The organism is Wolbachia endosymbiont (group A) of Urophora cardui, from assembly GCF_964028435.1.
GTDB lineage: Bacteria > Pseudomonadota > Alphaproteobacteria > Rickettsiales > Anaplasmataceae > Wolbachia.
The window spans coordinates 1,119,870-1,145,413 of sequence record NZ_OZ034774.1 but is presented as its reverse complement, the minus strand read 5'-3'; the positions used below and the strand labels follow the sequence as shown (position 1 = coordinate 1,145,413).

Genomic DNA, 25,544 nt, shown 5'->3' with positions numbered 1-25,544 from the left:
CACGGGGTTTCTTTTGCCTTTTTTTCTGCTTAGTAAATTTCTCAAACATTTTAGTTAAGGTTAGTTGCACTTAAAAGCAGCTAAATTGCAGTGTTTAAGACTTAAAAAACGCCAATACAGAAAATAGACAATGACTAGGGCTTCTTTTGCCTTTTTTTTCGTTTGGTAAATTTCTTAACGTTTGTAGCTAAAAGAGCCCAAGAGAGGTGTCATCCCGCTGCTTGTTAGCGGGATCTAGAGATACCGCGGCGGTATGACGTAGAAGCTATACTTTTATAACCCAGTGTCCAATCTGGATTCCAGTTAGCGTTTTTAGTAACTAAGAAAAGTGCTTTCCCTTTTTAGAGAACTGCAGTCTGGGCACTGGGATGACACCCTGACAACCGTCATCCCGCTGCTTGTTAGCGGGATCTAGAGATACCGCGGCGGTATGATGTAGAAGCTATACTTTTATAACCCAGTGTCCAATCTGGATTCCAGTTAGCGTTTTTAGTAACTAAGAAAAGTGCTTCCCCTTTTTAGAGAACTGCATATAATAGATTTGACATTGCAGTGCATTGTGCAAACAAAATTCCCAATACTACAGGAGGCTTTATGAATAAGAAATTTCTCTATTCACCATTGTCAATAAAAAGCATAGGAGAAAACGGTGTATTTTCTGGTTATGCTAGCGTTTTTAATATAGTTGATAAACAAAATGACCTGATCTTACCCGGAGCATTTGAGGAAAATTTAAACAGAAATAAAATAAAACTCCTTTGGCAGCACAATCCAGGTGAACCTATAGGTAATATTATAGATATTTGCGAAAATGATGTTGGCCTGTATATAACCGCACACTTACTTTTGGGCATCCAAAAAGCAAAGGAAGCGTACTTAATGCTCAAAACTGGAGTAATCAATGGACTTTCCATCGGCTATATACCTATAGAGTATGATGTTGATCATAAAAGCGGAGCTAGAGTGTTAAAACAAGTGGAATTATGGGAAGTCAGTTTGGTCACTTTTCCTGCAAACTTAGCTGCTCAGGTAATCAATGTGAAAAATCAGAACAATGAACAGGAAATGTTAGCAAGAGCGATAGAAAAAGCAAATGCTGTACTTACAGACATGTACATTTCTGCTTAAAGTGTATTAGGCGGGCAAAGACTTTACCATAATTTGATACCTGCGTTAGTATTTATTTAACATTTATACTAATATATATAACTTTACTACTGTTAAAATTTTCTGTAAATCGAAGTTAAAAAATAAGGTAATTTTATGCTAAATACTAACAATACGGTTAATTATGAAATTAATGTTAAACGAAAGGAAAAAAAATACAGTTGGTCTACTGTATTTGCTTGGTTGTACTTAAAAACGATTGGACGAATACTACCAAAGAAATGGAACAAATGGGCGGAAAATATTCTATCTAATAAAGTAACATTTCAAGATACGACAATGCAGACCGAATGTGTTGAAACAACGGATAAAAATATTGGAGCTGACTTAAAACCTGAGGTTGCAGAAAAAGGGAGCCAGAGTGAAGTAATAAGTAAGGATGGAGAGGTTCAAACTGAAGAAAATAGTGAGTTCACTGATGAGAGTTGTTTTGATACTATAGTAAATGATGAATTCATTGATGAAGAATACGATAGTATGGAAGAAGTAAGCATAGAGGAGGAAGGTGTAAGTCAGGAACTAGAACTTGAGCGTTTACAAAATGCCTTCTTAAAAAAGGAAAATGAGGATTTGGAATCTAAACTTGCAGAATGCAAAGAAGAGTTGGTAGAGGTGAAAGAAAAAGACACGAAAATAAATAGTTTAATGCGGTTAAATGAAGGATTAGATGAAGATAAAAAGGAAATGGATGCTAAAAATAACGAACAACAGCGCACTATATCTGATCAAGAGAAAAGAATAAGAGAGCAAGAAGCTTTCATTAAATCACTTATCGATAAAAATAAAGATATAAATGAGGCTGTTAAGAAAGACAATGAAGATTTGCAAGCGCAAGTAACAAAACTCAAGGAAAATTTATCTGTAAAAGAGAAGGAGTCAACAGAACAATTGGAGAAGATAAATTGTCTACAGCAAAAAGAAACAGAATTGAAGCAAGAAAGAAAGGAAGATGTTGAATTAAAAGACAGAATTAATGCTTTAAATAGTGAAAAAGAGGAGCAGTTAAAAGCTATGAAAGAAGAACGCAAAATGCATGAGGAAAGTCAGCGTGAGTTAGAACGCAAATTAGAGAGCTTGGGAAGTCAATTAAGAACTGCTGAAGTAGAGAAAAAGAGCTCAGAAAATGAGATTGCTAGGTTGCAAGAACAAGTGCAGATCTTAGAAGGAAGTAAAGAATGGGAGTTAGCTGGAATAGGTGATACCTTAAATAAAACTTCTTTGAGCGTGATGGAATTGTTAGCGCAGCAACTACCACTAAATAATCAAGAGCAACAACTACAGGGAAAAAAAGTTGACTTAGAAGATAAATTAAAAATTTTAATCAGTCAGCTAAACGCTACTGAAGAAGAAAAGCAGATCTTAGAAGGAAATAAAGCTGAAGAAATAGAAAGACTAAAGGCAGAATTGGAGAGAAAATTAGAGTCTTCACAAGGGGATAATAAAAAGTTACAAGAGCAAGTTGAACATCTGAATGTAGAATTAGAAAAAGTAAGAAGTGTTGCAATGTCATCTGTTAAAGCGCATACAGACACACTTGGAGAAAATTACGAGTTGAAAATACAGCAAGTTGAAAATTCAACAGCTGAAGATGAACAACAAAATGGGAAGTTAACAGAGAAAGATATACAAGAACAGACAAAAGCTCAAGGATCAAGTATAATAAGCTTAAAGCCAGCATCTACTAAAAAATCACTTAATTATTGGGAGTGTTAAATAAACTGTGTCAAACCGCATTTTTAGTTCAACTCAATTTTCAATTTGCCAGGAAAGAAAACATCAAGTTGAGAGATAGTTAATGCCCAATCATGTACAGGCATCGTCCACTTTTCCTCTGCCTTCTTTATAGCACAATATACCTGCTTATACAAGGCATTTATGCTGGTAAATGAGCCTTTGGTCTTAGTGAATTTCCTAATTTGCCTATGTAGCCCCTCTATGGGATTGGTGGTGTAGATTATCCTCCTAACTGGACCAGAATACTTAAAATAACCAGACAAGTTTTCCCAATTATTCTGCCAAGATTTTATAACCATAGGGTACTTTGTGTCCCATTTTTCATCTAATTCCAACAGATAATTCTCGGCAATTTCCTTGCTTGAAGCTTGATATACCTTCTTTAAATCGCTCAAAAAACTCTTCGCATCTTTACTGGCCACATACTTCAGTGAGTTGCGTATCTGATGCACTATACACATCTGCACTTCCGCATTAGGAAAGACACTGTTTATAGCTGCAGGAAAGCTTTTCAGCCCATCAACGCAGGCAATAAGGATATCTTCTACTCCTCTTTCTTTGAGGTCATTTAGCACTCCCAACCAGAAGTTAGCTCCTTCACTTTCAGCCAAATAAAAACCTAATACTTCTTTTTTGCCATTTTGATCTATGCCTAATATGTTATACATGCATTTACTTACGCAATGCCCGTCCTCTTTGACTTTAAAAAACCATGAAAACTATCGGATATACAGACTGCAGCGGGCGACTACGCCATTCGTTGATTACTGGTAGCAATTTGTCAGTAATACTTGATATCTCTGCCACCGATATTTTGTGATCATAAATTTCCTCAACATGTGACACTATATCTCTATAGCCCATACCACTGGCAAATGTGCTCAAAATCTTCGTTTCAAGCTCTGGATGTAAGTTTGTTTGCCTTTTTTTGACTATTTGTGGTTCGAAACTTCCTTCCCTATCTCTTGGCGTCAAAAGCTCAAATGACCCTGCGCTTGTACGTAAAGTCTTTGCATTCCTCCCATTTCTTCGATTATTCTCTTCGCTTTCAGCCGACAAGTGGTTTTCTATTTCACCTTCCAGGCTTACCTCCAGCAACTTTTTTATAAACGGTGTTAATGCTCCATTTCTTCCTGTCAACGGTCTTCCTTCTCGTATAGACGACAGGATATTTGTTTCTAATTCTTTATAATCTACCAAACCGGTAGTTCTGTTTACTACTTTCTGACTCATTGTCAAACCTCCATTTTTTTATATCAATTTATTACTTTTTTTTCGGTTTGACACAGTTTATTTAACACTCCCATTTCTTATCCAATATTTTTCCAGCAATTAAATCCGTTATTGATTCTATCTCATCATTCTTTTCATGGTTATTTGGGTCTAAAGAGGAAGAACAATCTGATAACAATCTTTCTTTGCTTAACTTATTAGAAGAACAATCCGATGATAATCTTTCTTTGCTTAAACCTGATGTTAATCACGATGCTGACGAAAATTACGTAGGCAATTACTCAGATTATCACCAACATGATGACCTAATATAGTGAAATAACGAACTTTTATCCCCTACCCTTCTAGTTGTATTTATAACTTTGCAGATATGGGAGGCGATAAAGGGAACTTAAACAACTAGATAAAAAACTAGGTGGATCATTCCGAAATTCTTGCATTTTTTGTCTATAATTTTGTAAAGAAATAACTTTTACTTTATCATAATCAAGTTTCCAGAAAGAGAGTGGTATTGCTTAAATAATTAGATAAAAAACCAGGTGGATCATTCGGAAATTCTTGCATTTTTGTCCATAATTTTGTTAAACAACTTCCCTTTTGGTCATGTCGAACCAAATTTCTTTTTCACACCACCTTTTAAGCCACCGATGACAGCTTCGTTAGTTTTTGTCATAATGCGATCAAACACTCCCAATAACCTCTTTAATAGGTTTGGAGTTAGCGAAGAGATAAGATCAACAGATACGTTATTGTTTTTGTCATCACCACTTGCTTTATAGTCTATTGAAACGATTCCCCTACTTTTCCCGCCAGTAAGAAGTTTCCCAATTATAGGAATTTTTAACAAAGATTTATTAATTGAATATGCTGGTATTACCTGTCCTTCAACTTGGAATTTATAATTTCTAATGTCGAGCTTACCGCTAGTGCTAATGCCTAATTCCGCCCCTTCAAGCCAAGATTCTTCAATTTCGACAGAGCCATCTTTGTATGAGAAAGGTACATTACATTTATAAAAGTATACACCTTCATCCTTTATAGCATTTACAATACCAGGAAGCGAAGACATCGATAATAAAGTAGTGAGTAGTGGAGCATCTTTGATATAAAAATTACTAATAGATAACATGCCATAATGTTCTTCATTTTCTCTTTGAGGAGATAGATAAAGAGAAAGTTTACCATTTTTGACTGATTTACTAATGCCTAAGGAACGCGAAAGTATACCTGCATTATCCGCATATATTTCGAGCCCTATTCCACTGTATTCCGCTAGTATGTTGCTGCTATCTTCTAGAAACTGTCCTGTAAATTGACTTCCATTGCAATTACCTTTAGTACAGGTTACATTCAGCTTAGCATTTTTGATAACGACGCCTTCTTTCATAATTACATTGTCAACATTCATACTAATTTCTATATCTTTGTTTAATCCATTATTGTTTTTGCCAAGCAAGCCTAAAATATCACTCAAATTGATTTTCTCACCATAAATAGTTATGGCATTTTTTTCCTTACCTGATTCAATTTCTATACTAAAATCATTATCAGGCAATTTAAAACTACTAGAATTTAAATATAAATTTCCATTTCCTACTCTTCCGCTGAATTTTATATCTAGGTCATTTCCTATAACATCTAATTTGTCTACTAACAATTCATCGGCACCTTTTAATTTTACAGAGAACAAAACTTTATTGTGATCTTCAAAACGATTTTTCCACCCAAAATAACTTGAACGTGATTCAAGCTCTGATAAATCCATATTACCATTAACATGTCCCGTCTTATCTTGATTTATCACCGATTCTATATTTGTATTGACATAGCCACCTATATTTTCATCAAAATCAAGTATTTGAGCGGGTAAATCTCCTGTCAAATTCCAGGCAAAACTTTCATTCCTATTGCTACTTTTCAGGTCAAATAATAGCTGTGTGTTATTCACCATACCACTACCATTTAAATCTATAAAGTCACTGCCAAAACTAAGCTTAATGTCATATTTACCAAGACTTGCATTATAGACGGCCAAATTATCAATTTCAAAATGAAAATTTGCTGAGAAGTCTACTTTTTTGTCATCATCATTTAGATTAAAAATGCGAAAATTAAATACAGATTTTGCCATTCCACTTACTTTATCCCTTTCAACCTTCACCACATCATCCAGCTTAAATCTTATAGGCTCATATAAACCATACGCATCACTTACAGCTTGGCCATTAATGGTTAGAACTGAATTTTCCTTATTGAGAGATTTCATTTCAATATCACCACCATTAATAGTGAAATTCTGAAACTTAGCGCTATTTGCAGTAATTTTGAGATCGTTATTCTTGATGATCAAATCACCCTTTAATTCCTTTACTTGCTCAAAATCTTCATCAAATTTTACGCTACCATTTTCTATATCAGCAACAATTACAATGTCTGACAGATCGTCATCAACCAAATTGTTAATTTTGCCATTGAAACTTACAATGGTATTTAAAACATCCCCATTAATATTATCACAATACCAGCTTCTAAATTTACTATTCACTACACCATCTGGTACATAAGTACATAAATCCTTTGCAGCAAACTTGCTAATATTAATTCTAAGCAAAGCATGACTTGTACTAAAGTTCATCTTGCCTATTAAAGAGAGATACGTGTCATTTAACTTAAAATGGAAGTTTTTTACACTAATAATTCCATCACTATATGTTAAATTTATATTTACATTAGTTAAGGCCAAATTTTTGTTCAAATAATTTTCTGTATTCAATACGTATATATTTCCATCTACAATTTCATCCTTTTTATTAATTTTCACTGAGAAGCTTCCTTTGAATCCTATATTTTTGTCCAAATTGTAGCTTTTAACTAATGTAGAAAACTCGCTCAATAGTCCCAATTTTAGATTATAAAATGTCCCGTATACATTTAGCAAATTGTTGCGATTTTTTATTGTAATTGATAAATCATCCAAAAATCCCTTGCCATCTTTTGTATTCACATGAATATCTAAAACATTAAAATCTTCCCCCTTCCCTATATATAATTTATCAATAAAAAATTCATCTTCTGTGCTTTTATCAATAGCGATGTTAGTAAATTCAATTTTTGAATCCGCATTTAAGTCAAAAAAAAATTCCCTTATTGTTTTTAATAGATTTTTTGCACTGCTTTCTGTCATCTTGAAATTCTTCCCTGTCATTCCAGCACTCGTCCTTGTCATCCAAGTAGCTTGACTACTTGTTTCTTTTTTTCTAGATTCCAGCGTCACGCGCTGGAATGACACCGAAGGAAGGCGGTTACTATTTAAATAATGATTATCCAAAAGGTCTAATGAGTTTTGCGGATTAACATTAGTTTCTTCTCTCTTGATACATACATGCACATTATCAGCTGAAACCTGAGAGAGATTTGTGCTAGCTTTAGATAAGGAACTTAACTTAAAATGTACAAAAAGCTCAGGAACTTTTATAGTAAAATTAGGGTTTGCTATTGCCAAATCTGTAATGACTAAATACGGATCTTTGCCATCTTTCTGCCAAACAACTGAGGTATTCTCCATATTAACGCTTGAGCCAACAAATATTTTTGATATTTTATGTTTAACATAAAAATTAATATAATTAATATTGATTTCTAAAGGCTTTAAAAAAATAAAGAAGCACAATATGAACAATAAAGCTACGGAAAATAATATAGTAATTTTTTTAAGCATCGATTATTGCTTTTCTTGCTAAAATATCAGCCTCCTCATTATATTTATTGCCACTGTGTGCTTTAACCCACTTCCAATCAATTTCGTGTTGTGAAGCAACGTTGTCTAGCTCTTTCCACAATTCCATATTTTTTACTGATTTTTTATTACTTGTTTTCCAGCCATTCATTTTCCACTTATTTATCCACTCTGTTATGCCATGCTTAATATAAAGACTATCCGTATATAAATTAATATTACAAGAAAATTTCAATACTTTTAGCCCATTGATCACCGCTGTTAACTCCATTTTATTGTTTGTGGTATTTTCTTCTCTACCATAAATGTCTTTTCTATAATCTTGAAATAATATGATAGCTGCCCATCCTCCCGCTCCAGGATTACCAGAACACGCCCCATCCGTGTATATTGTCACTTCTTTCTTACTCATCTTTGTTTATATCGGTTAACAAAGTATATAGTTGCTTTTATGAAAGCACAATTTCTAAAGGTAGTTTAAGCTGCACCTTTAAATTTTATTATAGAAACAAAAAAAAGTGTGACAACGAGCATTACCAAAAGGAAAAGTAAAAAATAGTTTTTATGCTTCTGCCGTTCTTTCATAACTAAAATAAATCAATAGAACAAAAAATAATACTGGCGAATAGGGAAAATAGATAAGAAATTGAATAAGAAAACATTTGTTTCTGTGAGTTGTGGTTCTTGAATCTGAGAATTGATATAGCGTACCAAATAAAGATGCAACCTGCAAAAATTGCCATGCTTAGATAAAGTAAAGCCTTTTTCAAAAATAGAGCTGGAAGCAAGCTGGTTAATACCAGCAACACACTATAAATTAATATATATTTTCTTGTTTTTTCCGGACCATAAACAATATTGAACATAGGAATCGATGCTCTTGCATAGTCTTCAGACTTATTTAAAGATAGGGCCCAAAAGTGTGGTGGAGTCCACATAAAAATTACTAAAAATAAAATGAAACTTTCCCAACTGACAGAATTAGTCACAGCTGCCCAGCCAATCATTGGAGGAAAAGCACCTGCTGCACCACCGATAACGATATTCTGTGGAGTACGCCTTTTTAGCCAAATTGTATATACGAAAACGTAAAATAATATGCTAACTGCAAGCAAAGCAGCAGAAATATAGTTTACTGCTATTGCCATGATAAATACTGACAATATTCCAAGAGTTATACCAAATTCAAGCGCACTTTCTGCAAGAATTCTTCCTGAGGGTATAGGGCGGTTTTTTGTCCTTTCCATGAGCAGATCTATGTCTCTGTCATACCACATATTTATAGCACCTGCAGATCCTGAGCCAAGAGCAACACATATAAGAGATATTAGTGCTAGAAAAGGGTGCATACTACCTGGTGCAGTAACCATACCAGCAACTGCAGTAAATACCACAAGATACATTATCCTTGGCTTCAGCAAACGCCAAAAATCCAGTATTGTTGATTCAACATTTAGCAAAACACTTGTGTACATTCTATTTTACCACTGGTGGCTTTTCGAAAGTATGAAAAGGCGGTGGTGAAGATACTGTCCATTCCAAGGTGTCACCTTCCCAAGGATTATCTCCAGCTTTTTTGCCCCATTTAAAGAGATGTATAACTATAAACACAAAAAACATAACTGAAACAAAGGACATATATGAGCCAATTGAGGATATATAATTCCAAGGAATAAACGCATCAGGATAATCAGGTATACGCCTTGGCATGCCAGCTAATCCTAAGAAATGTTGAGGTAAAAAAGTGATATTGGTACTAATAAAAGTAAGCCAAAAGTGGATTTGACCTAAGCGCTCATTATATTGTTTACCCGACATTTTACCAATCCAATAATAAAAGCCAGCAAAAGCTCCAAATAATGCAGCAAGTGACATGACATAATGGAAGTGAGCAACAACATAGTAGGTATCATGCAGAAGCTTATCTATTCCACCATGAGAAAGAATTATTCCCGTTATGCCACCGCCAACAAACATGAAAATAAAACCTAGTGCAAATAGCATAGGGGTCTTAAACTCAATTGCTCCACCCCACATAGTTGCAATCCAGCTAAAGACTTTTACACCAGTTATAACACCGATAAAAATTGTGGTAGTGCTAAAAAATGCAGCAGCGTCAGCACTAAGCCCAACAGTGAACATATGATGAACCCACACCATAAAGCCAAATACTGCTATACCTATCATAGCATAAACCATCCCTATGTAACCAAATACAGGTCTGTGAGAAAAAGTTGATACAACCTGACTTATGATGCCAAATGCAGGAAAAATAATTACGTAAACTTCTGGATGACCAAAAAACCAAAATAGATGTTGAAATAACACAGGATCTCCGCCACCGGCAGGATCAAAAAAGGAAGTACCAACATTGCGATCAGTAAGAAGCATAGTTATAGCACCGGCAAGCACTGGTAAGGCAACAATCAACATAAATGCTGTTAGCAAGACAGACCAAACAAACAGTGGCATCTTAGTTAATGACATTCCTTTTGTGCGCATGTTAAATATAGTAACTATAAAGTTGATCGCCCCAACAATTGACGACATACCAGCAACATGAAGTGCAAGTATAGCAATGTCAACTCCTGCACTTGGATGGGACATTACCTGTGATAAAGGTGGATATAAAGTCCAACCTGTACCTGGACCTTCACCAATAAACACTGAGAGAATGAGCAAAATAAAAGATGACACTAATAACCAAAAACTTAAATTATTCATACGAGGAAATGCCATATCTGGTGCGCCAATCATGAGAGGTACAAACCAGTTACCAAATCCTCCCATGAGGGCTGGCATTATCATAAAAAACACCATTATCAACGCATGCCCTGTAACCATTACGTTATATAATTGATAATTATTGTTAAGTATATTAATGTGCATTAGCTGAGTGCGAATAATCACCGATAATAATCCACCAATAATTCCAGCTAATATGGAAAAAATAATGTACAGTGTCCCTATTTCTTTATGATTAGTGGAAAACAACCAACGCTTTATGCCCTTTGGTACGTCACTCATATCTATACTCCAAATTTAACTCACTAATTTTCTATTTTCAATCCACTTATTAAAATCTTCTTTGCTTACTGCTTCAACAACAATTGGCATAAATCCATGGCCTTGACCACACAATTCATAGCACTGCCCGTAATAAACACCAGACTTTTTGATATTAAACCACGCCTCATTCAGCCTACCTGGTATCGCATCAATTTTTACACCGAAAGCCGGTACTCCCCAGCTGTGTATCACATCTCCTGCTGTAACTTGTAAACGAACGTTAGTATTAATGGGTAAAACGATGTTGTTATCAACAGAGAATAGCTTTAAATCTCCTTCGATAAAGTCTTCTTTTCCCTTAATATAACTATCAAATGACACACCTTGATATTCTGGATATTGGTAACTCCAATACCATTGATGGCCAATAACTTTCAGTGTTATATCAGCTTTCGGTATTTCTTCCTGTAGCTTCAGTAATTTAGCGTTTTCAAAGGCTAATATACCAACAATAATCGTTGGTATAACAAACCAAACAATTTCTAAAAGGACATTGTGGTTAGTTTGGCTTACGTTTGCCACTTTGCTTTTACGAAAGCGAAATACTACATAAGCAAGCAGCGCCCACACAAAAAGCATTATTGCAACCATCACAACCATTACAAACGAATGTGACCTAACTACAGCCTCCATTACTTCAGTTGCAGGAGCAGGAAATCCAAATTGCCAGGAAGTAGGAGCAGAGGCAACAGATATATTTGAGTAAAATATTATCAATAGTGCAAATAACTTCACCATATCTTTTGTTTGTTTGCTATAAAACTAAATGATATACTGTATAATAGTATATATAAACTTACTATGCAAATAGAGATTAGTGATGGTTAATAATTTTTTAGCATTCAATAAGTATAATAGTACAATACTAATTTGAGGAAAAAAGCATTTACATAAATCTATTGTAAGGAAAAATATTATAATATTTTAAATTAAGTATTTACTTTAAGTAAATTCTATAATAAGTTTAATAGTGTCTGTTACTGCTAATAACCCTCTAGCCTCACACCTAAAAGCAGTAACAGACACTATTAATTTATGACAAGTTTATAATTTGCAAGATCAAAATCTTACAAGTTCCTTTATTTTATTATACATTGCAGTTTGTTAATTAACTTTTAATGCCTATGGTAGCATTTACAGCTTGGACCAAAGATTTACGCATTATAGAAAATAATTATAAAAAAACACACTATATTTGTATACCATACAAACTTTTTTCATTCTGCATAGCTGAGTTACTAGATTCTGTAAACGAAATCTTTAGAGAAGCCAAATAGAGCTACCTTTCTATAAAAGACCTATCGACTGTTGCAATTATAGGTGTAAACAAGAATGATAAAAGAGTACGGGATTGAGTAACTATGTACACTTCTGCTGGCATACCAGGGTATAGGTATACATTTTTAAATTGAGCAAGCTCTGACTTTGGTATCACCACGCGCACTGAATAATAACGCCCTAGTCTTGGATCATCAAGAGCATCAGGAGAAATATGGCTTACTATACCACTAATTAAACTTAAACGACGTGCACTGTAAGCACTCAGCCGGACTTTAACCTTTAGCCCTTCTAGCCCATCAATAGAGACTATGTTGCTATCTTTCTTTTGTGCTGACAGTACCTCTTCTATGTTTCTGGTCTGAATTTTAGCATCTATTATTAGGTCATCATCCGATGGCACTACGCTCATGATTGGAACTCCAGATTGTATAACACCACCTTCAGTATGGTATCTTATATCTGTGACTATCCCATCTTGAGGGGATTTAATTATTGTACGTGCTAATGAATCTTCAGCAACCATCAGCCTCTCTTTCAAGTCTGCAATAGACGTACTAACTTCCTTAAGTTCAGCGTTTGCTCTTTCTTGAGAATCATTTCTCACGTTTATAATTTCTAATTCATTCTCTCCAATTTTTTGCTGCACTTGAGATATTGCAGAACGGTAATGTCCAACTCTGCCTTCAATTTCAGCAAACTGTTTTTCTAAAGCTAAAATGTGTGGTTTGCTTATATGGCCACTATCAAGTAATTGTCTTTTTGTTTCCAACTCCTCAGTTATCAAGTCATATTGCTTATGAGCTGCATTTAGTTGAAAGTTTAGCCCAGCTAATTCATCATTTAACTGCTTTATACGTTGTTGCAGTATGTCTGTTTTTCCCAATATGCTCTTTCTCTGAGAGTTGAACAACTTTACTTGATTCTTTATCGCTTTATTTACAAGTTCATCGTGAGATAATTTTTTAACCTCATCAGGAAACTCGAGCGTGTCTAAATCTCCTCTGATTGCAATAAGCCTTGCTTCTGTTGCTAAAAATGATAAGAGCTTCTCTTTGATAATACTTAAATTCGCCTTCTCGTTAACATCACTCAACAAAACTAGAGGCTCATCTTTTTTAACTGCTTGGCTCTCTTTGACTAAAATTTTGCTTATTATTCCTCCGCCCAAGTGTTGAACTATTTTCCTATTTGAAGATACAATAACTTCTCCACTTGCATGCACCGCACCGTCAATTGGAGCTATAGCCGACCAAATACCACCTATCCCAAAAAAGATGAGTATTACTACCAGACCAAAAAATAGTGGTCCCCATGTTACTCTCAGAACTTCATTTACGTTATTACTTTCGCGTTTTAAAATAAAATTTATCACTGCATCAATCAATGCAAACGTCTTATCCAAAAATTTTGGGTACTTCTTCTTTTTATTTTTTGCTCCTTGCATATTTATATTATCACTATGGCCAATCAGGCCTGTCAAAGAAAATCCAGCGCTAAGCTTTTTTAACTTACTTATCATAATACTACTGTGAATTTGTGTTAACTCAAGATAACACACAAAAACAAAGAATCTATAATTTAGGCATTCCATTTAGACTGCAGAGCACCAGAATAAACTATTTAGTAACAATTCCTGCATCAACTATGTTTTTAAAATTTTTTGACGTTTAACTTTATTATAACTTTTCCTTTATTTTGTGAATATCTGAGTTACTTATATTATGTAAGAAATCTATTGCCAACCAGTCGATATTCTGTTAGGAATTAAGATAATATAAAGTTATTATGTTTAGATTGGAAAGTAGAAAGTTCCTGATCACTGGCGCATCAGGCAGAATAGGGCAAGCAATTGTAAAAATTATGCACAAAGCCGGAGCAACTTTATGTATTTCTGGCACAAAAAAAGAAGTGCTCGAAGAAGTTGCTAAACAATATGAAAAAAATATGCACATACTCCCTTGTGACTTATCAAATGCTGAGGAAGTAAATCAACTAGTAAATAGAGCAAGTGAGTTGATGGAAGGCTTTGACGGGCTTATATGCAATGCGGGCATTACGCGAGACAGTTTATTATTGAGAATGACAGATGAAGCATGGCAAAAAGTAATTGATATTAACTTGAGCTCTACATTTAAGCTGAGTAGAGAAGCATGTAAGAGACTAATTAAGAATAATTGGGGAAGAATTATAAATATTTCCTCAATAATAGGGCTGACAGGAAACGCCGGGCAAGCAAATTATGCAGCGTCTAAAGCTGGAATAATAGCTATGAGCAAATCTATAGCAAAAGAAGTTGCAAGTCGTAATATAACAGTAAATTGTATTGCTCCTGGGTTTATAGATACTAAAATGACTGAAGTTTTAAATGAAGGACAAAAGGGAAAAATATTAGATAATATTCCAATGAAAAGAATGGGAACAGGGGAAGAAATAGCAGCAGGGGTCTTATTTTTAGCAAGTGATGAAGCAAAATATATAACAGGGCATGTGCTTAACATTAATGGTGGGTTATTTATGTAGCAACACTTATGTATAGACAAATTATAATTTTTACTTTAAAATAAAAATATGTGTAGGTTTGCGTTTGCGTTAATTTATTATTTAAAGGCAAGAAAATGAGCTCTATAATAAAAAGATTTTTTAGTGTTTTTTGTGTAGTATTACTTTTCTCTTTCTCAGGTTATGCAGCTACCACTGATCCTGATATGGATGACACAACTAAAGTAATATGCAATATTATTGGTTACGTTTGGGGAATAGGCGGTCCACTTATGACGGTAGTAATAATTGGTGCAGCTTTGCTTGCAATATTTGGCAGGATGCCGTGGCCAGCCCTCTTTGCTCTAGGCATGTTCTGTGGTGTATTTTTTGGCGCTAAAACTATCATAACGAAAATTATGCCCAACGTAAGTGATGAAGCAAAAGCTATGTTGGAAAAGTGTGGAAAATAACCCATAAAAGTGCAGAAATGCTTTTTTGTTATCCATTAAATTGCTTCATATCTTCAACTTGCAACAAATAAGGACTATCTTTTGGTAGAGTTTTAACAGCTAGCTCAGCATATTTTGTAAATTGCTTTAAATCACCTTCAATACAAGCCTTTTTTGTCAAGGCAAAATAATGCATTGCCGTATCAGCTTCACATTTATATGCAATGCTTAAATATTTCCAGACAAAAGCGTTATTTGGTTCTACATTCAAAATCTGCTCCAGGTAAAAAATCGCCTTTTTTGCATCACCGTGTAATAATAAAGTATGAGATAATGCAAGTTTCACTAAATAACTGTTTTTCTCAGATAAATACCTAAGCGATTCCTCATACATTTTTATTGCTTCACTTAAATTTCCGGCCTTGTATAGCATTTCTGCTTTTAATTCATATAGGTATGGGTCATTGCGTGACTCTTGAATCAATGAATTAACTTTAGCAATAGCCTCTTCTATCTTTCCTTGCCTATAGCAAACTATAGCATTTACATACTCAGAATTATTTTCATATTTATTAGATAACACATGAATAGGAACAAAGAAAGAGTCTAACTTTGCAACCACACGCTCAAACTTTAGTAACTTATCCGCAAAAATTGGTTTTACGTTGTTTTTGACCTTATAATTTTGTACAGCAAATATGCGTTTCTCACTAAGTGGGTGAGTGCGGAAATATTCCTCGGTGTTCTCATGCTCAATACTTTTAAAATAATCAAAAATCTCTTTCATACCTGAATTATCATAGCTAGATTCATCAAGGTACCTTAAAGCATAGCTATCTGCTACACTTTCTTGCTCTTGAGAATAGTTAAAAAATAGCCCTGAACTGAGTGCTACACCACTAAGCAAAATTGCACCAGCAACCTGAGGGTTAATGATAATACTAGAAACTAATCCTACCATATAACTAATCATTGCTATCGATTGAAAATAACCCATAGCACTACTCATTTGCAATATATGACCAGCAGATATGTGAGCAATCTCATGTGCTAATATACCAAGCAGGACATAAGGTTTAGCCGAGTATTGTAAAAGTCCTAAATGAATGAAGATACTGTTGTTGTTAATTACAAAAGCATTAATCGAATTATCATTAATTATAAAAACTTTCATTCGGTCACTATCAATGTTTGCAGCGAAAAATAAAGGTTGCGCTAGCTCTTTCACTATTGCTTCCACTTCACTATCTCTAATAATGTTAATAGAGTAAGCATTATTATAATATGCAAAAAAGAACAATAAGGTCAAAAACTTAGCAATTCTAAACATGGAAATTCTGTGCTTGTATAATTTATAGGAATTCTATATTTTAACACTTAAATTATACAAATTTATAAACGCTAGTTTAATTTTTTAACGTAACTGATAAGTTTGTCGATGGTAGTTAACTTAATTTTATGTTGTTCAGCAAATTTAAGTAACTGAGGTAAGCGCATCATAGAGCCATCATCATTCACTAATTCACAAATAACTGCTGAATGATCAAACCCTACTAACTTCGCCATTTCAACACTCGCTTCAGTATGACCAGCACGTTGTGCCACCCCACCTTTATGTGCAATTACAGGAAAAACATGACCTGGAGTTATGATATCATCCTGAGTGCCATCCTTGTTGATAGCAGCATGTATAGTTTTCGTTCTATCCTCTGCTGAAACACCGGTTGTAATGCCATAACGTGCATCAATTGATGTAGTAAATGCGGTATGATTTTCACCAATATTTTTCTTTTCCATGAAATTAAGGCCCAACCTCTTCATGTGAAATTTAGTCATTGCTAAGCACACAACCCCTGTACCGTACCTAACCATAAAAGCCATATGTTCTGGTTTTACTTTTTCAGCTAAGACAACCAAATCACCTTCATTCTCTCTACTTTCATCATCAACTAAAATGAATAATTTACCGGAACGAGCATCCTCTAATACATCTTCCACAGAAGAAATACCGGGTAGACTCATTGAAGCATAAGTGGCCTGTACCATAATAATTTACTTAAATTCAATCTTAACTATTTTATACAATTTCTCTCCATTTGGCACTGTCACTTCCACATACTCACCGACTTTTTTGCCGATTAAGGCACTCCCAAGTGGTGAACTAGTAGATATTAACTGCTTTGAAACATCAGCTTCATATTCGCCTACAACCTTATAAACATATTCCACTTCACCGTTATTATCACTTAACATGCTTAATGTCACAGTTGCACCAAACATTACTGAATCACCAGACAAATTTTTTACTTCTATTACTTCCGCATGTGAGAGCTTACTTTCTATCTCCATTATACGGCCTTCAATAAAACCTAACCTTTCCCGTGCTGCATGATACTCTGCATTTTCAGACAAATCACCTTGATCACGAGCATCAGAAATAGCCTGTATCACAGAAGGTTTTTCTTCCTTTAATTTTTCAAGTTCGGCTTGCATATTCTCAAAACCTTCCCTCGTCATAGGAAATTTATTAATAATGGATGAAGCCATAATCACCACCTAAACGCAATTAAATTGAGTAACGAAATTACTCACAACGTTAAAAATATCACCTTTTATATCATCACTCATGTCATTTGACAACTTTTTTAAAACCCCAGGGTGTACAGTATGAAAATAATTAATAAGATCATGTTCAAATTTATTAATGTAACTTATTTGTATTTTACTTAACTGATTATATAGGTTAGAAAAAATATACATCAGCACTACTTGCTCTTCTATTGACATAGGTAAATGTTGTTTTTGCTTTAATAACTCGACAAGATATTTACCCTTATTCAAGGATAATTGAACACTAGCATCAAGATCAGAACCAAATTTTGCAAAATCTTCTAATTCTCTATACTGAGCTAAGCTTAGCTTTATAGAACTAGCAACTTTCTTCACAGACTTTAGTTGTGCAGCAGAACCAACCCGTGAAACTGACAAACCTATATTTACTGCAGGTCGAAATCCTTTATAAAATAATTCAGACTCAAGAAAGATCTGCCCATCGGTAATTGAAATAACATTTGTTGGCACATATGCAGATACATCACCAGCTTGAGTTTCGACAATCGGCAAAGCAGTTAAAGACCCCTGCCCTTTTTTATCAGACATTTTAGCAGCTCTTTCAAGCAAGCGAGAATGTACATAGAATATATCTCCAGGGTAAGCTTCACGACCAGGAGGACGTCTGAGCAATAAAGACATCTGCCTATATGCCACAGCATGCTTAGATAAATCATCATATATAATCAAACAATGCATTCCATTGTCACGGAAAAATTCCCCAATAGTGCAACCAGCATAAGGTGCTAAAAATTGCATAGGCGCGCAGTCAGATGCACTAGCCACAACTACAGTTGTATACTCTAATGCTCCGCTTTCTTTCAGCTTATTTACCACTTTTGCTACTGTTGAAATTTTTTGTCCAATAGCAACATAAACACAGTAAATTTTTTGATTTTCGTTTACCTCATCGTTAATCTTCTTCTGATTGATAATAGTATCAAGCGCAATAGTAGTTTTACCAATTTGTCTATCGCCAATAATCAATTCACGCTGCCCTCTACCTATTGGAATTAGCAAATCTATAATTTTAATTCCTGTTTGTAGTGGCTCATGCACAGACTTACGATCAATAATGCCTGGCGCTTTAGATTCTATATCCATTCTGTTTTTGGCTCTAATTTCCCCACCGTCGTCTATAGGATGGCCCAACGCATTTACAACTCTCCCTAACAATTCATGCCCTATAGGCACCTGCACAACATCACCACTACATTTTACAACGTCCCCTTCTTTCACATCACGGTCATTACCAAGCACAACTATTCCAGCCGTATCATGATCTAAATCAAGAACTATTCCTTCTACACCGCTTGCAAAAAATACCTTTTCACCGAATTTTGCTTTTTCCAGCCCATAAACCAATGCGATACCATCTGTTACTGAAATTACTTCACCTATATTTTCCCGCTTTATAGGATTATCAAACGTCTCAACTTTTTCCCTTATTACACTTGCTATCTCAGAAACATTCATACTGTTCTTCATACAAAATTCCTTACTTTTAATATTTCCATTTTACTTAAGTCAACTAACCTATCTAAGTAACTTTTTAGCGAAGCATCGATCAAATTAAAACCATACCTAACTACGAAGCCACCTAGTATAGAAGGGTCAACCACATTGCTTACTTTTATTATTTTACCAAGAAAGCTCAAAGATTCAGTAATTATTTTTATATCAGATTCCTTTAAAGCTTCTGCTGACTTTATAGTAATTTCGAATTCATTTTCATTTTCTTTTGCAAGACTTAAGAATTTTTCTAATATAAGGATCAATAAACTAGAGCGTTTGTTTGCAAATATAACCATAATAAATTTTACTAAATTTTCACTCAAGTGCTCATTTATAGAAAGCATCACTTCTTTTTTGTGTGCAAAAGAAATCATAGGATGAGATAGGTACACAAAAACATCACGTTGATCCTTAAAAAAAGCCAATAAAAATTCTACTTCTTTCCTTATAATACCTAACCTGCTTCCTGAGACATGAAACAGCACTCTAGCGTAAGATGAAACTAAATTATTGTATTGGGTCTTTTTCATATTAAATCCAGTAAATCTAAATTAATTCAGCTACAAACCTTCCATTCTTCAATCCAAGCATTTTTTATATAAACAGGTCCTCTCTTTAAGGAAAGAAAATATAAATCATATCTGACTAAATAATCTAAAAAACTAAGGTTTGTACTTAAGAAATACTTAGAAGAATTTATAATAGACTGACATTGAAGATGAGATATCGGTATTTCTTTTCCAAGTAAACTTGTTTTAACTTCTATAAAAATCAGCTCCTTTTTTTTAGATACAATTAAGTCAATTTCACCGAACTTACAACGGTAACGGCGTTTTATAACATTATACCATTTCAGCTTTAAATATGCCAAAACTAACAATTCGCCAAAGTAACCTACAAAGTAGCGTAACCTACTTACCATAAGAAGAACAATTATGATAATAATTAACTTTGTGTAACTACTTTGCCTCCTTCTCTATTTTTACTATAAACCTTACCTCTTGCTGCAATATCCCTATTAACCAGTTCTATCACTGCCATTGAAGCGCAATCACCCTTTCGAGTGCTAAATTTTATTATTCTAGAATACCCACCTTTACGATCTTGATAACGGCTGGCTAAGACGTTTAATAACTTATCAACTGCTAACTTACTATTATGAAGGCGTGAAAGCAAAAGTCTTCTACCATGTAAAGTATTCTTATTCTTAGCAATTGTAATAAACTTTTCGACATATGGACGAAGTTCCTTAGCTTTTGGTAAAGTAGTTACAATCTGCTCATGGTTAATTAATGAGATAGATAGATTCTTTAACGTCGATAATCTATGTTCAGTGCAACGAGATAGTTTACGTTTTTTTATTCCATGTTTCATATATCACCTAATCTTCATCAGTATGTTGTTTAGCCAACTCATCTATATCCTTAGGCGGCCAGTTTAGCACATTCATACCCAAAGACAAGCCAAAATTAGCCAAAACTGCCTTAATCTCATTCAAAGACTTCCTGCCAAAATTAGCAGTTCTTAACATTTCACCTTCTGTTTTTTGCACAAGATCACCTATATAAGTGATGTTTTCGTTTTTCAGACAGTTATGAGACCTGACAGATAATTCCATTTCATCTACCTTACGCAATAAGACAGGGTCATAACCCAAATCTTTAGCACCACTAGACGAAGAAACCTGCGATTTTTTATAACTTACATCAGAACTAATAAAGGGCTGAAGTTGCTCCTGTAATATTCTTGCAGCAGAGTCAACAGCTTGACTTGGAGAGATTGTACCATCAGTTTCAATTGACAATATCAGCTTATCCTTATCAGTCACTTGGCCAACACGACTATTCTCTACCCTGTACGAAACCCTGTTGACAGGGCTATACAAAGCATTAACTGGAATAAAACCAATTAAATCCTGTTCACTCATAAGCTTCAAAAGTTCATTTTCTTTATACTTAGTTACAGGAAGATAACCTTTTCCGCTAGCCACATATATGGTCATGTTAAGCTCTACATTTTGCCCCAGCGTACATATTAACAAATCTTTATTAACAATAGAGCATTGATCATCAGTTTCTATCATCCCAGCTAATACCTGGCAAGGCCCTTTAGCGTTTAAATTTAAGCATTTATTAGAAGCACCATTTAATTTACAACTCAACATGCCCATATTTAATACTATATCAGTTACGTCTTCTCTTACCCCTTGAATTGAAGTAAACTCATGAGTTATACCTTCAATTTTTATTCCATAAACAGCACTACCTTTAAGAGAAGATAACATTACACGTCTTAATGCATTACCTAATGTTAAAGCAAAACCACTTTCCAACGGTTCTAGGACTATATCACCTTTTTCACTTGAATCATCTGATATTACCTTAACTGAACTAGGTTTAATCAATTTATCTAAATTGCTACAGAGAGAAACATTATTATTATAATACATAAAACAACCTTTTCAAATATCCTATACTCTTCTTTTTTTTCTTAACCTGCATCCATTATGAGGAATTGCGGTTTTATCTGCAATTGAAGTCACAGTCAACCCACAGCTCTGAAGTGCTTTAACCGCAGCTTCGGTACCAAAGCCAGGACCACGAATTATTACAGAGACAACCTTCATACCAAATCTCTCCATTGCATTCTTCGCAGCAGCCTCCGCAGCCTTACCTGCAGCATAAGGTGTGGATTTTCTCGAACCTGAAAAACCACATGCACCCACAGAAGTTTGACATAGCGTATTACCATGAACATCAGTTACATTTACAAAAGTATTATTAAAAGTTGCACGAATATGAACAACACCAGTAATAAACTCCTTTGTACTCTTACCAACCGTTTTGACTTTTTTCATTAAAACTCACAATAATAATAAATTTTATTTTTTCCCAGCAATAGGCAACCGAGATCTACCTTTACGAGTCTTAGCATTAGTATGAGTCCTTTGCCCTCTCACAGGTAAACCTTTTCTATGTCTCACTCCTCTATAGCATCCCATTTCCACTAAAGATTTTATGTTCATAGCCACTTCTTTTCTGAGCTCACCTTCTATAACATAATTTTGTCTAATGAAACTGCTGATCTTTTCTATATCTTCATCTCGTAATTCTGAAACACGTTTGCGCTTATCAACTTCACAAGCGTGACAAATTACATTCGCAGTAGCAATACCTATACCATATATATAAGTTAATGCAAAAGGAACACATTTCCTCACTGGAATATTTATGCCTGCAATACGTGCCACTGGTACCTCGATACTTTATTAATAACAACTCTTAATTTATACCATAAAACAACTCAGAGTCAAACCAAATTACAAGAAATTTTACTTTCAATCTCTTGCGTTACCTCATCAACACTCAAATTAGCGTCAATTGTTAATAATTTGCCTTTATAATACTCGCGTAAACCTTTCATTTGAAGGTGATATTCACTTATTCTCTTATTAATTGCAGACATATCAGCATCATCAATTCTTTTCTCTAACCTCGTACTTTTACATTTAGCACAAGTAGTACTCTTAAAAGAAGATACACTATATATGCTTTTACAGTCCAAACACGCGAGACGATTTTTTAATCTATCGATTGCAATATTATCGTCAAGCTGCAGTTCAATTACAATATCAACATCCCTATTATATTTTTCTTGCAAAACTTGAGTCAAAAAATGAGCCTGGTTTAAATTTCTCGGAAAACCATCTAATAAGCAATTATCATCCATTAATGCAAGCTGGTCATGCAATAATCCACATATAATTTCATCTTGAATTAAATTACCAGATTCCACGGTACCCTTTATTTTTTTACCTAACTCACTGCCATTAGATATAATATTCCTTAATAAATCCCCCACTGAAATTAATTTTAAATTATATTTTGCTATTAACAAGCTTGACTGAGTACCTTTACCAGAACCTGGAGGACCAAAAATCGTAATGATCATCTTACTTTCCTCGTTTTAGACTCATATTTCTTTATCCAGCTATCGTACCTATTCGAAAAAATATAAGATTGTATTTGCATAATAGTATCAGTAATAACGTTCACTATAATCAGTAGACTCGTCCCACCAAAAATAAATGGTATATCATAATAATATCTCATAACTTCAGGTACAGTACATATGACTACCAAATACGCAGAGCCAATGAATGTCAACTTAAAAACTATATCTTGAAGGTAATCAGAAGTATGTTTCCCAGGCCTTCTACCAGGTATAAAACCACCATTTTTTTTAAGAAAATCTGCGTTTTCCTCTGGATTAAATATAAAATTGGTATAGAAAAAATTAAAAAATACTATCAGCACCAAATAGGCTACAATATATACTACTTTATTTGCCATAAAGTAATTTAAAATAAAATCAGAAAAAGCGTGCCCCTTATAGAAATTTGCAATTGAAATAGGTGTCAATAAAATTGCATTAGCAAAAATGGTTGGTACTACACCAGATAAATTAATCTTCAATGGAATATAAGTAAAATCGTCATTATGTAATCTTTTAAATTGCTTTTTAGGATGTTGAACAATAACTTTTCTATAAGAAGACTCTACAAAAATGACTAAGACTAGCAGCAAAAAAAACAATACCAAAACAAAAAGGATAATAAATAACGATACGCTACCGTTTTTATTTAACGTTAACAGAGATGACAAAGCGCTGTGTAACTCTGATATTATGCCCGTGAAAATGATTAATGAGATACCATTGCCTATACCGCTAGCACTGATTCGTTCACCAAGCCATATTAAAAGCATAGTTCCACCTAAAAGGCTGAAAACACCTATTGTACGAAACATAACACCAGGTTCGATTACAACCAATACCCCTTCCCTATTCATCCCTTCCAATCCAACCAAAATTGGAATTGATTGAAATACACAAATTACTATGGTCAGGTAGCGTATATAAGAATTCATCTTTCTACGGCCTGACTCTCCATCATTCTTAACTTCCTTCATTCCTTTAATCGCAGAAGAAAGCAACTGAATAATGATAGAAGCCATTATATATGGCATAACATTCAATGCTAGAATTGTCATTCTAGCCAATGCACCACCAGAAAATAAATTAAATACTCCAAAAACACCTGAGCCCTCTTTGGGAAATATATCATTAATTACATCAAGATTAATTCCAGGAATAGGCACATAAGTACCCAAGCGATAGCAAATTAAAGCTATTAGCGTAAAAAATATACGTTTTAATAAAACGCCTTTATATAACAACGTAGGATCCAAGCTATTAAATGCGGATTTATTGCCCATGATTTACGATAGTATTTCCACACTACCACCAACTGAAGCTACAGATTTTTTTGCAGCTTCTGACGCAAAATCAACATGAAACACAAATTTTTCGCTCAACTTACCTTTATTAAGAAGTTTAATTTTATCCTTAATAGACTTTATAAAACCTAATCTATACAGCCTCTCCTTATCTATAACAGAGTCTTTCACTATTTTTTTAGCTTCCATTAAGCGCTGTATATCGCCAACATTAATTATAGAATATATGTTCCTACGTATAGGCTTAAAACCTCTTTTAGGCAAACGAGTATATATAGACTGTTGTCCACCCTCAAAACCATTTATGGAAACTCCACTTCTAGCCTTTTGCCCTTTATGCCCTCTACCGGATGTTTTACCTTTACCACAACCGATACCTCTACCCAGCAACTTAGGCTTCTTTTTCTTAGATAACTTAGTAAATATAGAGTTTAATTTTACAGCATTATTCATACTTTACCTGTTTCCAACTATCTCGCTAATCTTTTTGCCTCTTTTGCTTGCTACCTGACGAGGAGATAACATACTATCAAAAGCCTTAAATACCGCACATATAACATTATGAGGATTATTTGATCTAGTGGATTTAGCTACCACATCCTTTATACCTAACACCTCAAAAACTGATCTAATCGCTCCACCAGCAATAATACCTGTTCCGGCTCTTGCGGTTCTTAAAACTATCTCACCAGAACAAAATTTAGCTTTAATATCATGATGCAAAGTTCTACCTTCACGCAAGTACACTCTAATCATCGATTTCTTTGCAGCATTTACAGCTTTGACTCTTGCTTCAGCAACTTCTGCGTGCTTACCTATTCCACATCCTACCCTACCCTTCCCATCACCAACAACAACCAAAATTGAAAATGAAAATCTTCTGCCACCTTTGGTAACCGTTGTTACTCTTCGTACCGAAACTAAAAGCTCTGATAAATCATTATTATTTTGTAAATTCTTTATAGCCATATT

The 25,544-nt window shown here is 34.3% G+C and carries 25 protein-coding genes and 1 pseudogene; 5 read left to right on the top strand and 21 right to left on the bottom strand.

Translation table 11 applies throughout. The features are described from left to right. Positions 1-594 precede the first annotated feature (594 nt). Both ABWU38_RS05525 and ABWU38_RS05520 read left to right on the top strand, forming a co-directional pair. Entirely contained in the window at positions 595-1,128 is a 534-nt protein-coding gene (locus ABWU38_RS05525; protein ID WP_353272628.1) for an HK97 family phage prohead protease, read from the top strand. Between the two features lie 135 nt (positions 1,129-1,263). Beyond that, complete coding sequence (locus tag ABWU38_RS05520; RefSeq protein ID WP_353272627.1) at positions 1,264-2,880, top strand: hypothetical protein; 1,617 nt, start codon at positions 1,264-1,266, stop codon at positions 2,878-2,880. Positions 2,881-2,903: 23 nt separating this feature from the next. On the opposite strand, the pseudogene ABWU38_RS05515 reads toward ABWU38_RS05520, so the two are convergent. Then, positions 2,904-4,134: pseudogene (locus ABWU38_RS05515) on the bottom strand (IS256 family transposase). A 185-nt stretch (positions 4,135-4,319) separates the two neighbouring features. Here ABWU38_RS05515 and ABWU38_RS05510 point away from each other — a divergent pair. Continuing rightward, complete coding sequence (locus ABWU38_RS05510; protein ID WP_353272626.1) at positions 4,320-4,448, top strand: hypothetical protein; 129 nt, start codon at positions 4,320-4,322, stop codon at positions 4,446-4,448. A gap of 287 nt (positions 4,449-4,735) precedes the next feature. Here the strand turns inward: ABWU38_RS05510 and ABWU38_RS05505 are convergent, their stop codons facing one another. The 6 genes from ABWU38_RS05505 to ABWU38_RS05480 all read right to left on the bottom strand — a co-directional run bounded on the left by ABWU38_RS05505 (position 4,736) and on the right by ABWU38_RS05480 (position 13,739). Beyond that, positions 4,736-7,852, bottom strand: coding sequence for an AsmA-like C-terminal domain-containing protein (locus ABWU38_RS05505; protein ID WP_353272625.1), 3,117 nt, complete (start codon positions 7,850-7,852; stop codon positions 4,736-4,738). Further along, positions 7,845-8,282 carry a ribonuclease HI gene (gene rnhA / locus ABWU38_RS05500; RefSeq protein ID WP_253309066.1) on the bottom strand — a complete coding sequence of 146 codons (438 nt, stop codon included), beginning with the start codon at positions 8,280-8,282 and terminating at the stop codon, positions 7,845-7,847. The genes ABWU38_RS05505 and rnhA overlap by 8 nt, the downstream gene beginning before the upstream one ends. A 175-nt stretch (positions 8,283-8,457) precedes the next feature. Next, the gene (locus tag ABWU38_RS05495) at positions 8,458-9,345 is read right to left on the bottom strand and encodes a heme o synthase (RefSeq protein WP_253309067.1); all 888 of its coding nucleotides are present in this window, start codon (positions 9,343-9,345) and stop codon (positions 8,458-8,460) included. Position 9,346: 1 nt separating this feature from the next. After that, on the bottom strand, positions 9,347-10,897 hold the full coding sequence (gene ctaD / locus ABWU38_RS05490; RefSeq protein WP_353272624.1) for a cytochrome c oxidase subunit I: 1,551 nt from the start codon (positions 10,895-10,897) through the stop codon (positions 9,347-9,349). A gap of 15 nt (positions 10,898-10,912) precedes the next feature. Next, entirely contained in the window at positions 10,913-11,677 is a 765-nt protein-coding gene (coxB, locus tag ABWU38_RS05485; protein WP_182182743.1) for a cytochrome c oxidase subunit II, read from the bottom strand. 541 nt (positions 11,678-12,218) lie between these two features. Continuing rightward, positions 12,219-13,739, bottom strand: a complete 1,521-nt coding sequence (locus tag ABWU38_RS05480; RefSeq protein WP_253309070.1) for an HlyD family type I secretion periplasmic adaptor subunit — start codon at positions 13,737-13,739, stop codon at positions 12,219-12,221. A 266-nt stretch (positions 13,740-14,005) separates the two neighbouring features. On the opposite strand from ABWU38_RS05480, the gene fabG reads away from it, so the two are divergent. Continuing rightward, positions 14,006-14,740 (top strand): 3-oxoacyl-[acyl-carrier-protein] reductase, encoded by a 735-nt coding sequence (gene fabG, locus ABWU38_RS05475; RefSeq protein WP_353272623.1) that lies wholly within the window; start codon positions 14,006-14,008, stop codon positions 14,738-14,740. Between the two features lie 95 nt (positions 14,741-14,835). Next, the gene (locus tag ABWU38_RS05470; protein WP_253309072.1) at positions 14,836-15,171 is read left to right on the top strand and encodes a TrbC/VirB2 family protein; all 336 of its coding nucleotides are present in this window, start codon (positions 14,836-14,838) and stop codon (positions 15,169-15,171) included. A gap of 28 nt (positions 15,172-15,199) precedes the next feature. Here ABWU38_RS05470 and ABWU38_RS05465 read toward each other — a convergent pair whose 3' ends face one another. From ABWU38_RS05465 to rpsE, 14 genes are all read right to left on the bottom strand, one after another. After that, a complete protein-coding gene (locus tag ABWU38_RS05465; RefSeq protein WP_353272622.1) occupies positions 15,200-16,480 on the bottom strand; it encodes a M48 family metalloprotease in 1,281 nt (426 codons plus the stop codon). Between the two features lie 71 nt (positions 16,481-16,551). Further along, positions 16,552-17,196 (bottom strand): 3,4-dihydroxy-2-butanone-4-phosphate synthase, encoded by a 645-nt coding sequence (gene ribB / locus ABWU38_RS05460; protein WP_182182755.1) that lies wholly within the window; start codon positions 17,194-17,196, stop codon positions 16,552-16,554. Positions 17,197-17,202: 6 nt separating this feature from the next. Then, complete coding sequence (gene greA, locus ABWU38_RS05455; protein WP_007549342.1) at positions 17,203-17,697, bottom strand: transcription elongation factor GreA; 495 nt, start codon at positions 17,695-17,697, stop codon at positions 17,203-17,205. A 9-nt stretch (positions 17,698-17,706) separates the two neighbouring features. Further along, entirely contained in the window at positions 17,707-19,248 is a 1,542-nt protein-coding gene (atpA, locus tag ABWU38_RS05450; RefSeq protein ID WP_353272621.1) for a F0F1 ATP synthase subunit alpha, read from the bottom strand. Next, positions 19,245-19,805, bottom strand: a complete 561-nt coding sequence (gene atpH, locus ABWU38_RS05445; RefSeq protein ID WP_253309075.1) for an ATP synthase F1 subunit delta — start codon at positions 19,803-19,805, stop codon at positions 19,245-19,247. The genes atpA and atpH overlap by 4 nt, the downstream gene beginning before the upstream one ends. Before the next feature lie 26 nt (positions 19,806-19,831). After that, on the bottom strand, positions 19,832-20,197 hold the full coding sequence (locus ABWU38_RS05440) for a YraN family protein (protein ID WP_353272620.1): 366 nt from the start codon (positions 20,195-20,197) through the stop codon (positions 19,832-19,834). 23 nt (positions 20,198-20,220) lie between these two features. Continuing rightward, complete coding sequence (gene rplQ / locus ABWU38_RS05435; RefSeq protein WP_253309077.1) at positions 20,221-20,649, bottom strand: 50S ribosomal protein L17; 429 nt, start codon at positions 20,647-20,649, stop codon at positions 20,221-20,223. 7 nt (positions 20,650-20,656) lie between these two features. Further along, the gene (locus ABWU38_RS05430) at positions 20,657-21,724 is read right to left on the bottom strand and encodes a DNA-directed RNA polymerase subunit alpha (protein WP_253309078.1); all 1,068 of its coding nucleotides are present in this window, start codon (positions 21,722-21,724) and stop codon (positions 20,657-20,659) included. Positions 21,725-21,745: 21 nt separating this feature from the next. Next, a complete protein-coding gene (gene rpsK / locus ABWU38_RS05425; RefSeq protein WP_264732204.1) occupies positions 21,746-22,132 on the bottom strand; it encodes a 30S ribosomal protein S11 in 387 nt (128 codons plus the stop codon). Positions 22,133-22,156: 24 nt separating this feature from the next. Continuing rightward, positions 22,157-22,525, bottom strand: coding sequence for a 30S ribosomal protein S13 (gene rpsM / locus ABWU38_RS05420; protein ID WP_007550179.1), 369 nt, complete (start codon positions 22,523-22,525; stop codon positions 22,157-22,159). A 59-nt stretch (positions 22,526-22,584) separates the two neighbouring features. Next, on the bottom strand, positions 22,585-23,226 hold the full coding sequence (locus ABWU38_RS05415) for an adenylate kinase family protein (protein ID WP_253309080.1): 642 nt from the start codon (positions 23,224-23,226) through the stop codon (positions 22,585-22,587). Next, entirely contained in the window at positions 23,223-24,551 is a 1,329-nt protein-coding gene (gene secY, locus ABWU38_RS05410) for a preprotein translocase subunit SecY (protein WP_353272619.1), read from the bottom strand. The genes ABWU38_RS05415 and secY overlap by 4 nt, the downstream gene beginning before the upstream one ends. Before the next feature lie 3 nt (positions 24,552-24,554). Further along, complete coding sequence (gene rplO, locus ABWU38_RS05405) at positions 24,555-25,025, bottom strand: 50S ribosomal protein L15 (protein WP_096616812.1); 471 nt, start codon at positions 25,023-25,025, stop codon at positions 24,555-24,557. A gap of 3 nt (positions 25,026-25,028) precedes the next feature. After that, positions 25,029-25,541 carry a 30S ribosomal protein S5 gene (gene rpsE, locus ABWU38_RS05400; RefSeq protein ID WP_253309082.1) on the bottom strand — a complete coding sequence of 171 codons (513 nt, stop codon included), beginning with the start codon at positions 25,539-25,541 and terminating at the stop codon, positions 25,029-25,031. Between the last annotated feature and the right edge of the window lie 3 nt (positions 25,542-25,544).

Coding starts and splice junctions, on each gene's coding strand:
- atpH (WP_253309075.1), bottom strand. CDS start 19,805: ATGAAAAAGACCCAATACAATAATTTAGTTTCATCTTACGCTAGAGTG.
- atpA (WP_353272621.1), bottom strand. CDS start 19,248: ATGAAGAACAGTATGAATGTTTCTGAGATAGCAAGTGTAATAAGGGAA.
- secY (WP_353272619.1), bottom strand. CDS start 24,551: ATGGGCAATAAATCCGCATTTAATAGCTTGGATCCTACGTTGTTATAT.
- rplO (WP_096616812.1), bottom strand. CDS start 25,025: ATGAATAATGCTGTAAAATTAAACTCTATATTTACTAAGTTATCTAAG.
- ABWU38_RS05480 (WP_253309070.1), bottom strand. CDS start 13,739: ATGATAAGTAAGTTAAAAAAGCTTAGCGCTGGATTTTCTTTGACAGGC.
- ribB (WP_182182755.1), bottom strand. CDS start 17,196: ATGGTACAGGCCACTTATGCTTCAATGAGTCTACCCGGTATTTCTTCT.
- ABWU38_RS05520 (WP_353272627.1), top strand. CDS start 1,264: ATGCTAAATACTAACAATACGGTTAATTATGAAATTAATGTTAAACGA.
- rplQ (WP_253309077.1), bottom strand. CDS start 20,649: ATGAAACATGGAATAAAAAAACGTAAACTATCTCGTTGCACTGAACAT.
- ctaD (WP_353272624.1), bottom strand. CDS start 10,897: ATGAGTGACGTACCAAAGGGCATAAAGCGTTGGTTGTTTTCCACTAAT.
- rnhA (WP_253309066.1), bottom strand. CDS start 8,282: ATGAGTAAGAAAGAAGTGACAATATACACGGATGGGGCGTGTTCTGGT.
- ABWU38_RS05430 (WP_253309078.1), bottom strand. CDS start 21,724: ATGTATTATAATAATAATGTTTCTCTCTGTAGCAATTTAGATAAATTG.
- fabG (WP_353272623.1), top strand. CDS start 14,006: ATGTTTAGATTGGAAAGTAGAAAGTTCCTGATCACTGGCGCATCAGGC.
- rpsE (WP_253309082.1), bottom strand. CDS start 25,541: ATGGCTATAAAGAATTTACAAAATAATAATGATTTATCAGAGCTTTTA.
- ABWU38_RS05505 (WP_353272625.1), bottom strand. CDS start 7,852: ATGCTTAAAAAAATTACTATATTATTTTCCGTAGCTTTATTGTTCATA.
- ABWU38_RS05470 (WP_253309072.1), top strand. CDS start 14,836: ATGAGCTCTATAATAAAAAGATTTTTTAGTGTTTTTTGTGTAGTATTA.
- ABWU38_RS05465 (WP_353272622.1), bottom strand. CDS start 16,480: ATGTTTAGAATTGCTAAGTTTTTGACCTTATTGTTCTTTTTTGCATAT.
- rpsK (WP_264732204.1), bottom strand. CDS start 22,132: ATGAAAAAAGTCAAAACGGTTGGTAAGAGTACAAAGGAGTTTATTACT.
- ABWU38_RS05440 (WP_353272620.1), bottom strand. CDS start 20,197: ATGGTAAGTAGGTTACGCTACTTTGTAGGTTACTTTGGCGAATTGTTA.
- greA (WP_007549342.1), bottom strand. CDS start 17,697: ATGGCTTCATCCATTATTAATAAATTTCCTATGACGAGGGAAGGTTTT.
- ABWU38_RS05495 (WP_253309067.1), bottom strand. CDS start 9,345: ATGTACACAAGTGTTTTGCTAAATGTTGAATCAACAATACTGGATTTT.
- ABWU38_RS05415 (WP_253309080.1), bottom strand. CDS start 23,226: ATGATCATTACGATTTTTGGTCCTCCAGGTTCTGGTAAAGGTACTCAG.
- coxB (WP_182182743.1), bottom strand. CDS start 11,677: ATGGTGAAGTTATTTGCACTATTGATAATATTTTACTCAAATATATCT.
- ABWU38_RS05525 (WP_353272628.1), top strand. CDS start 595: ATGAATAAGAAATTTCTCTATTCACCATTGTCAATAAAAAGCATAGGA.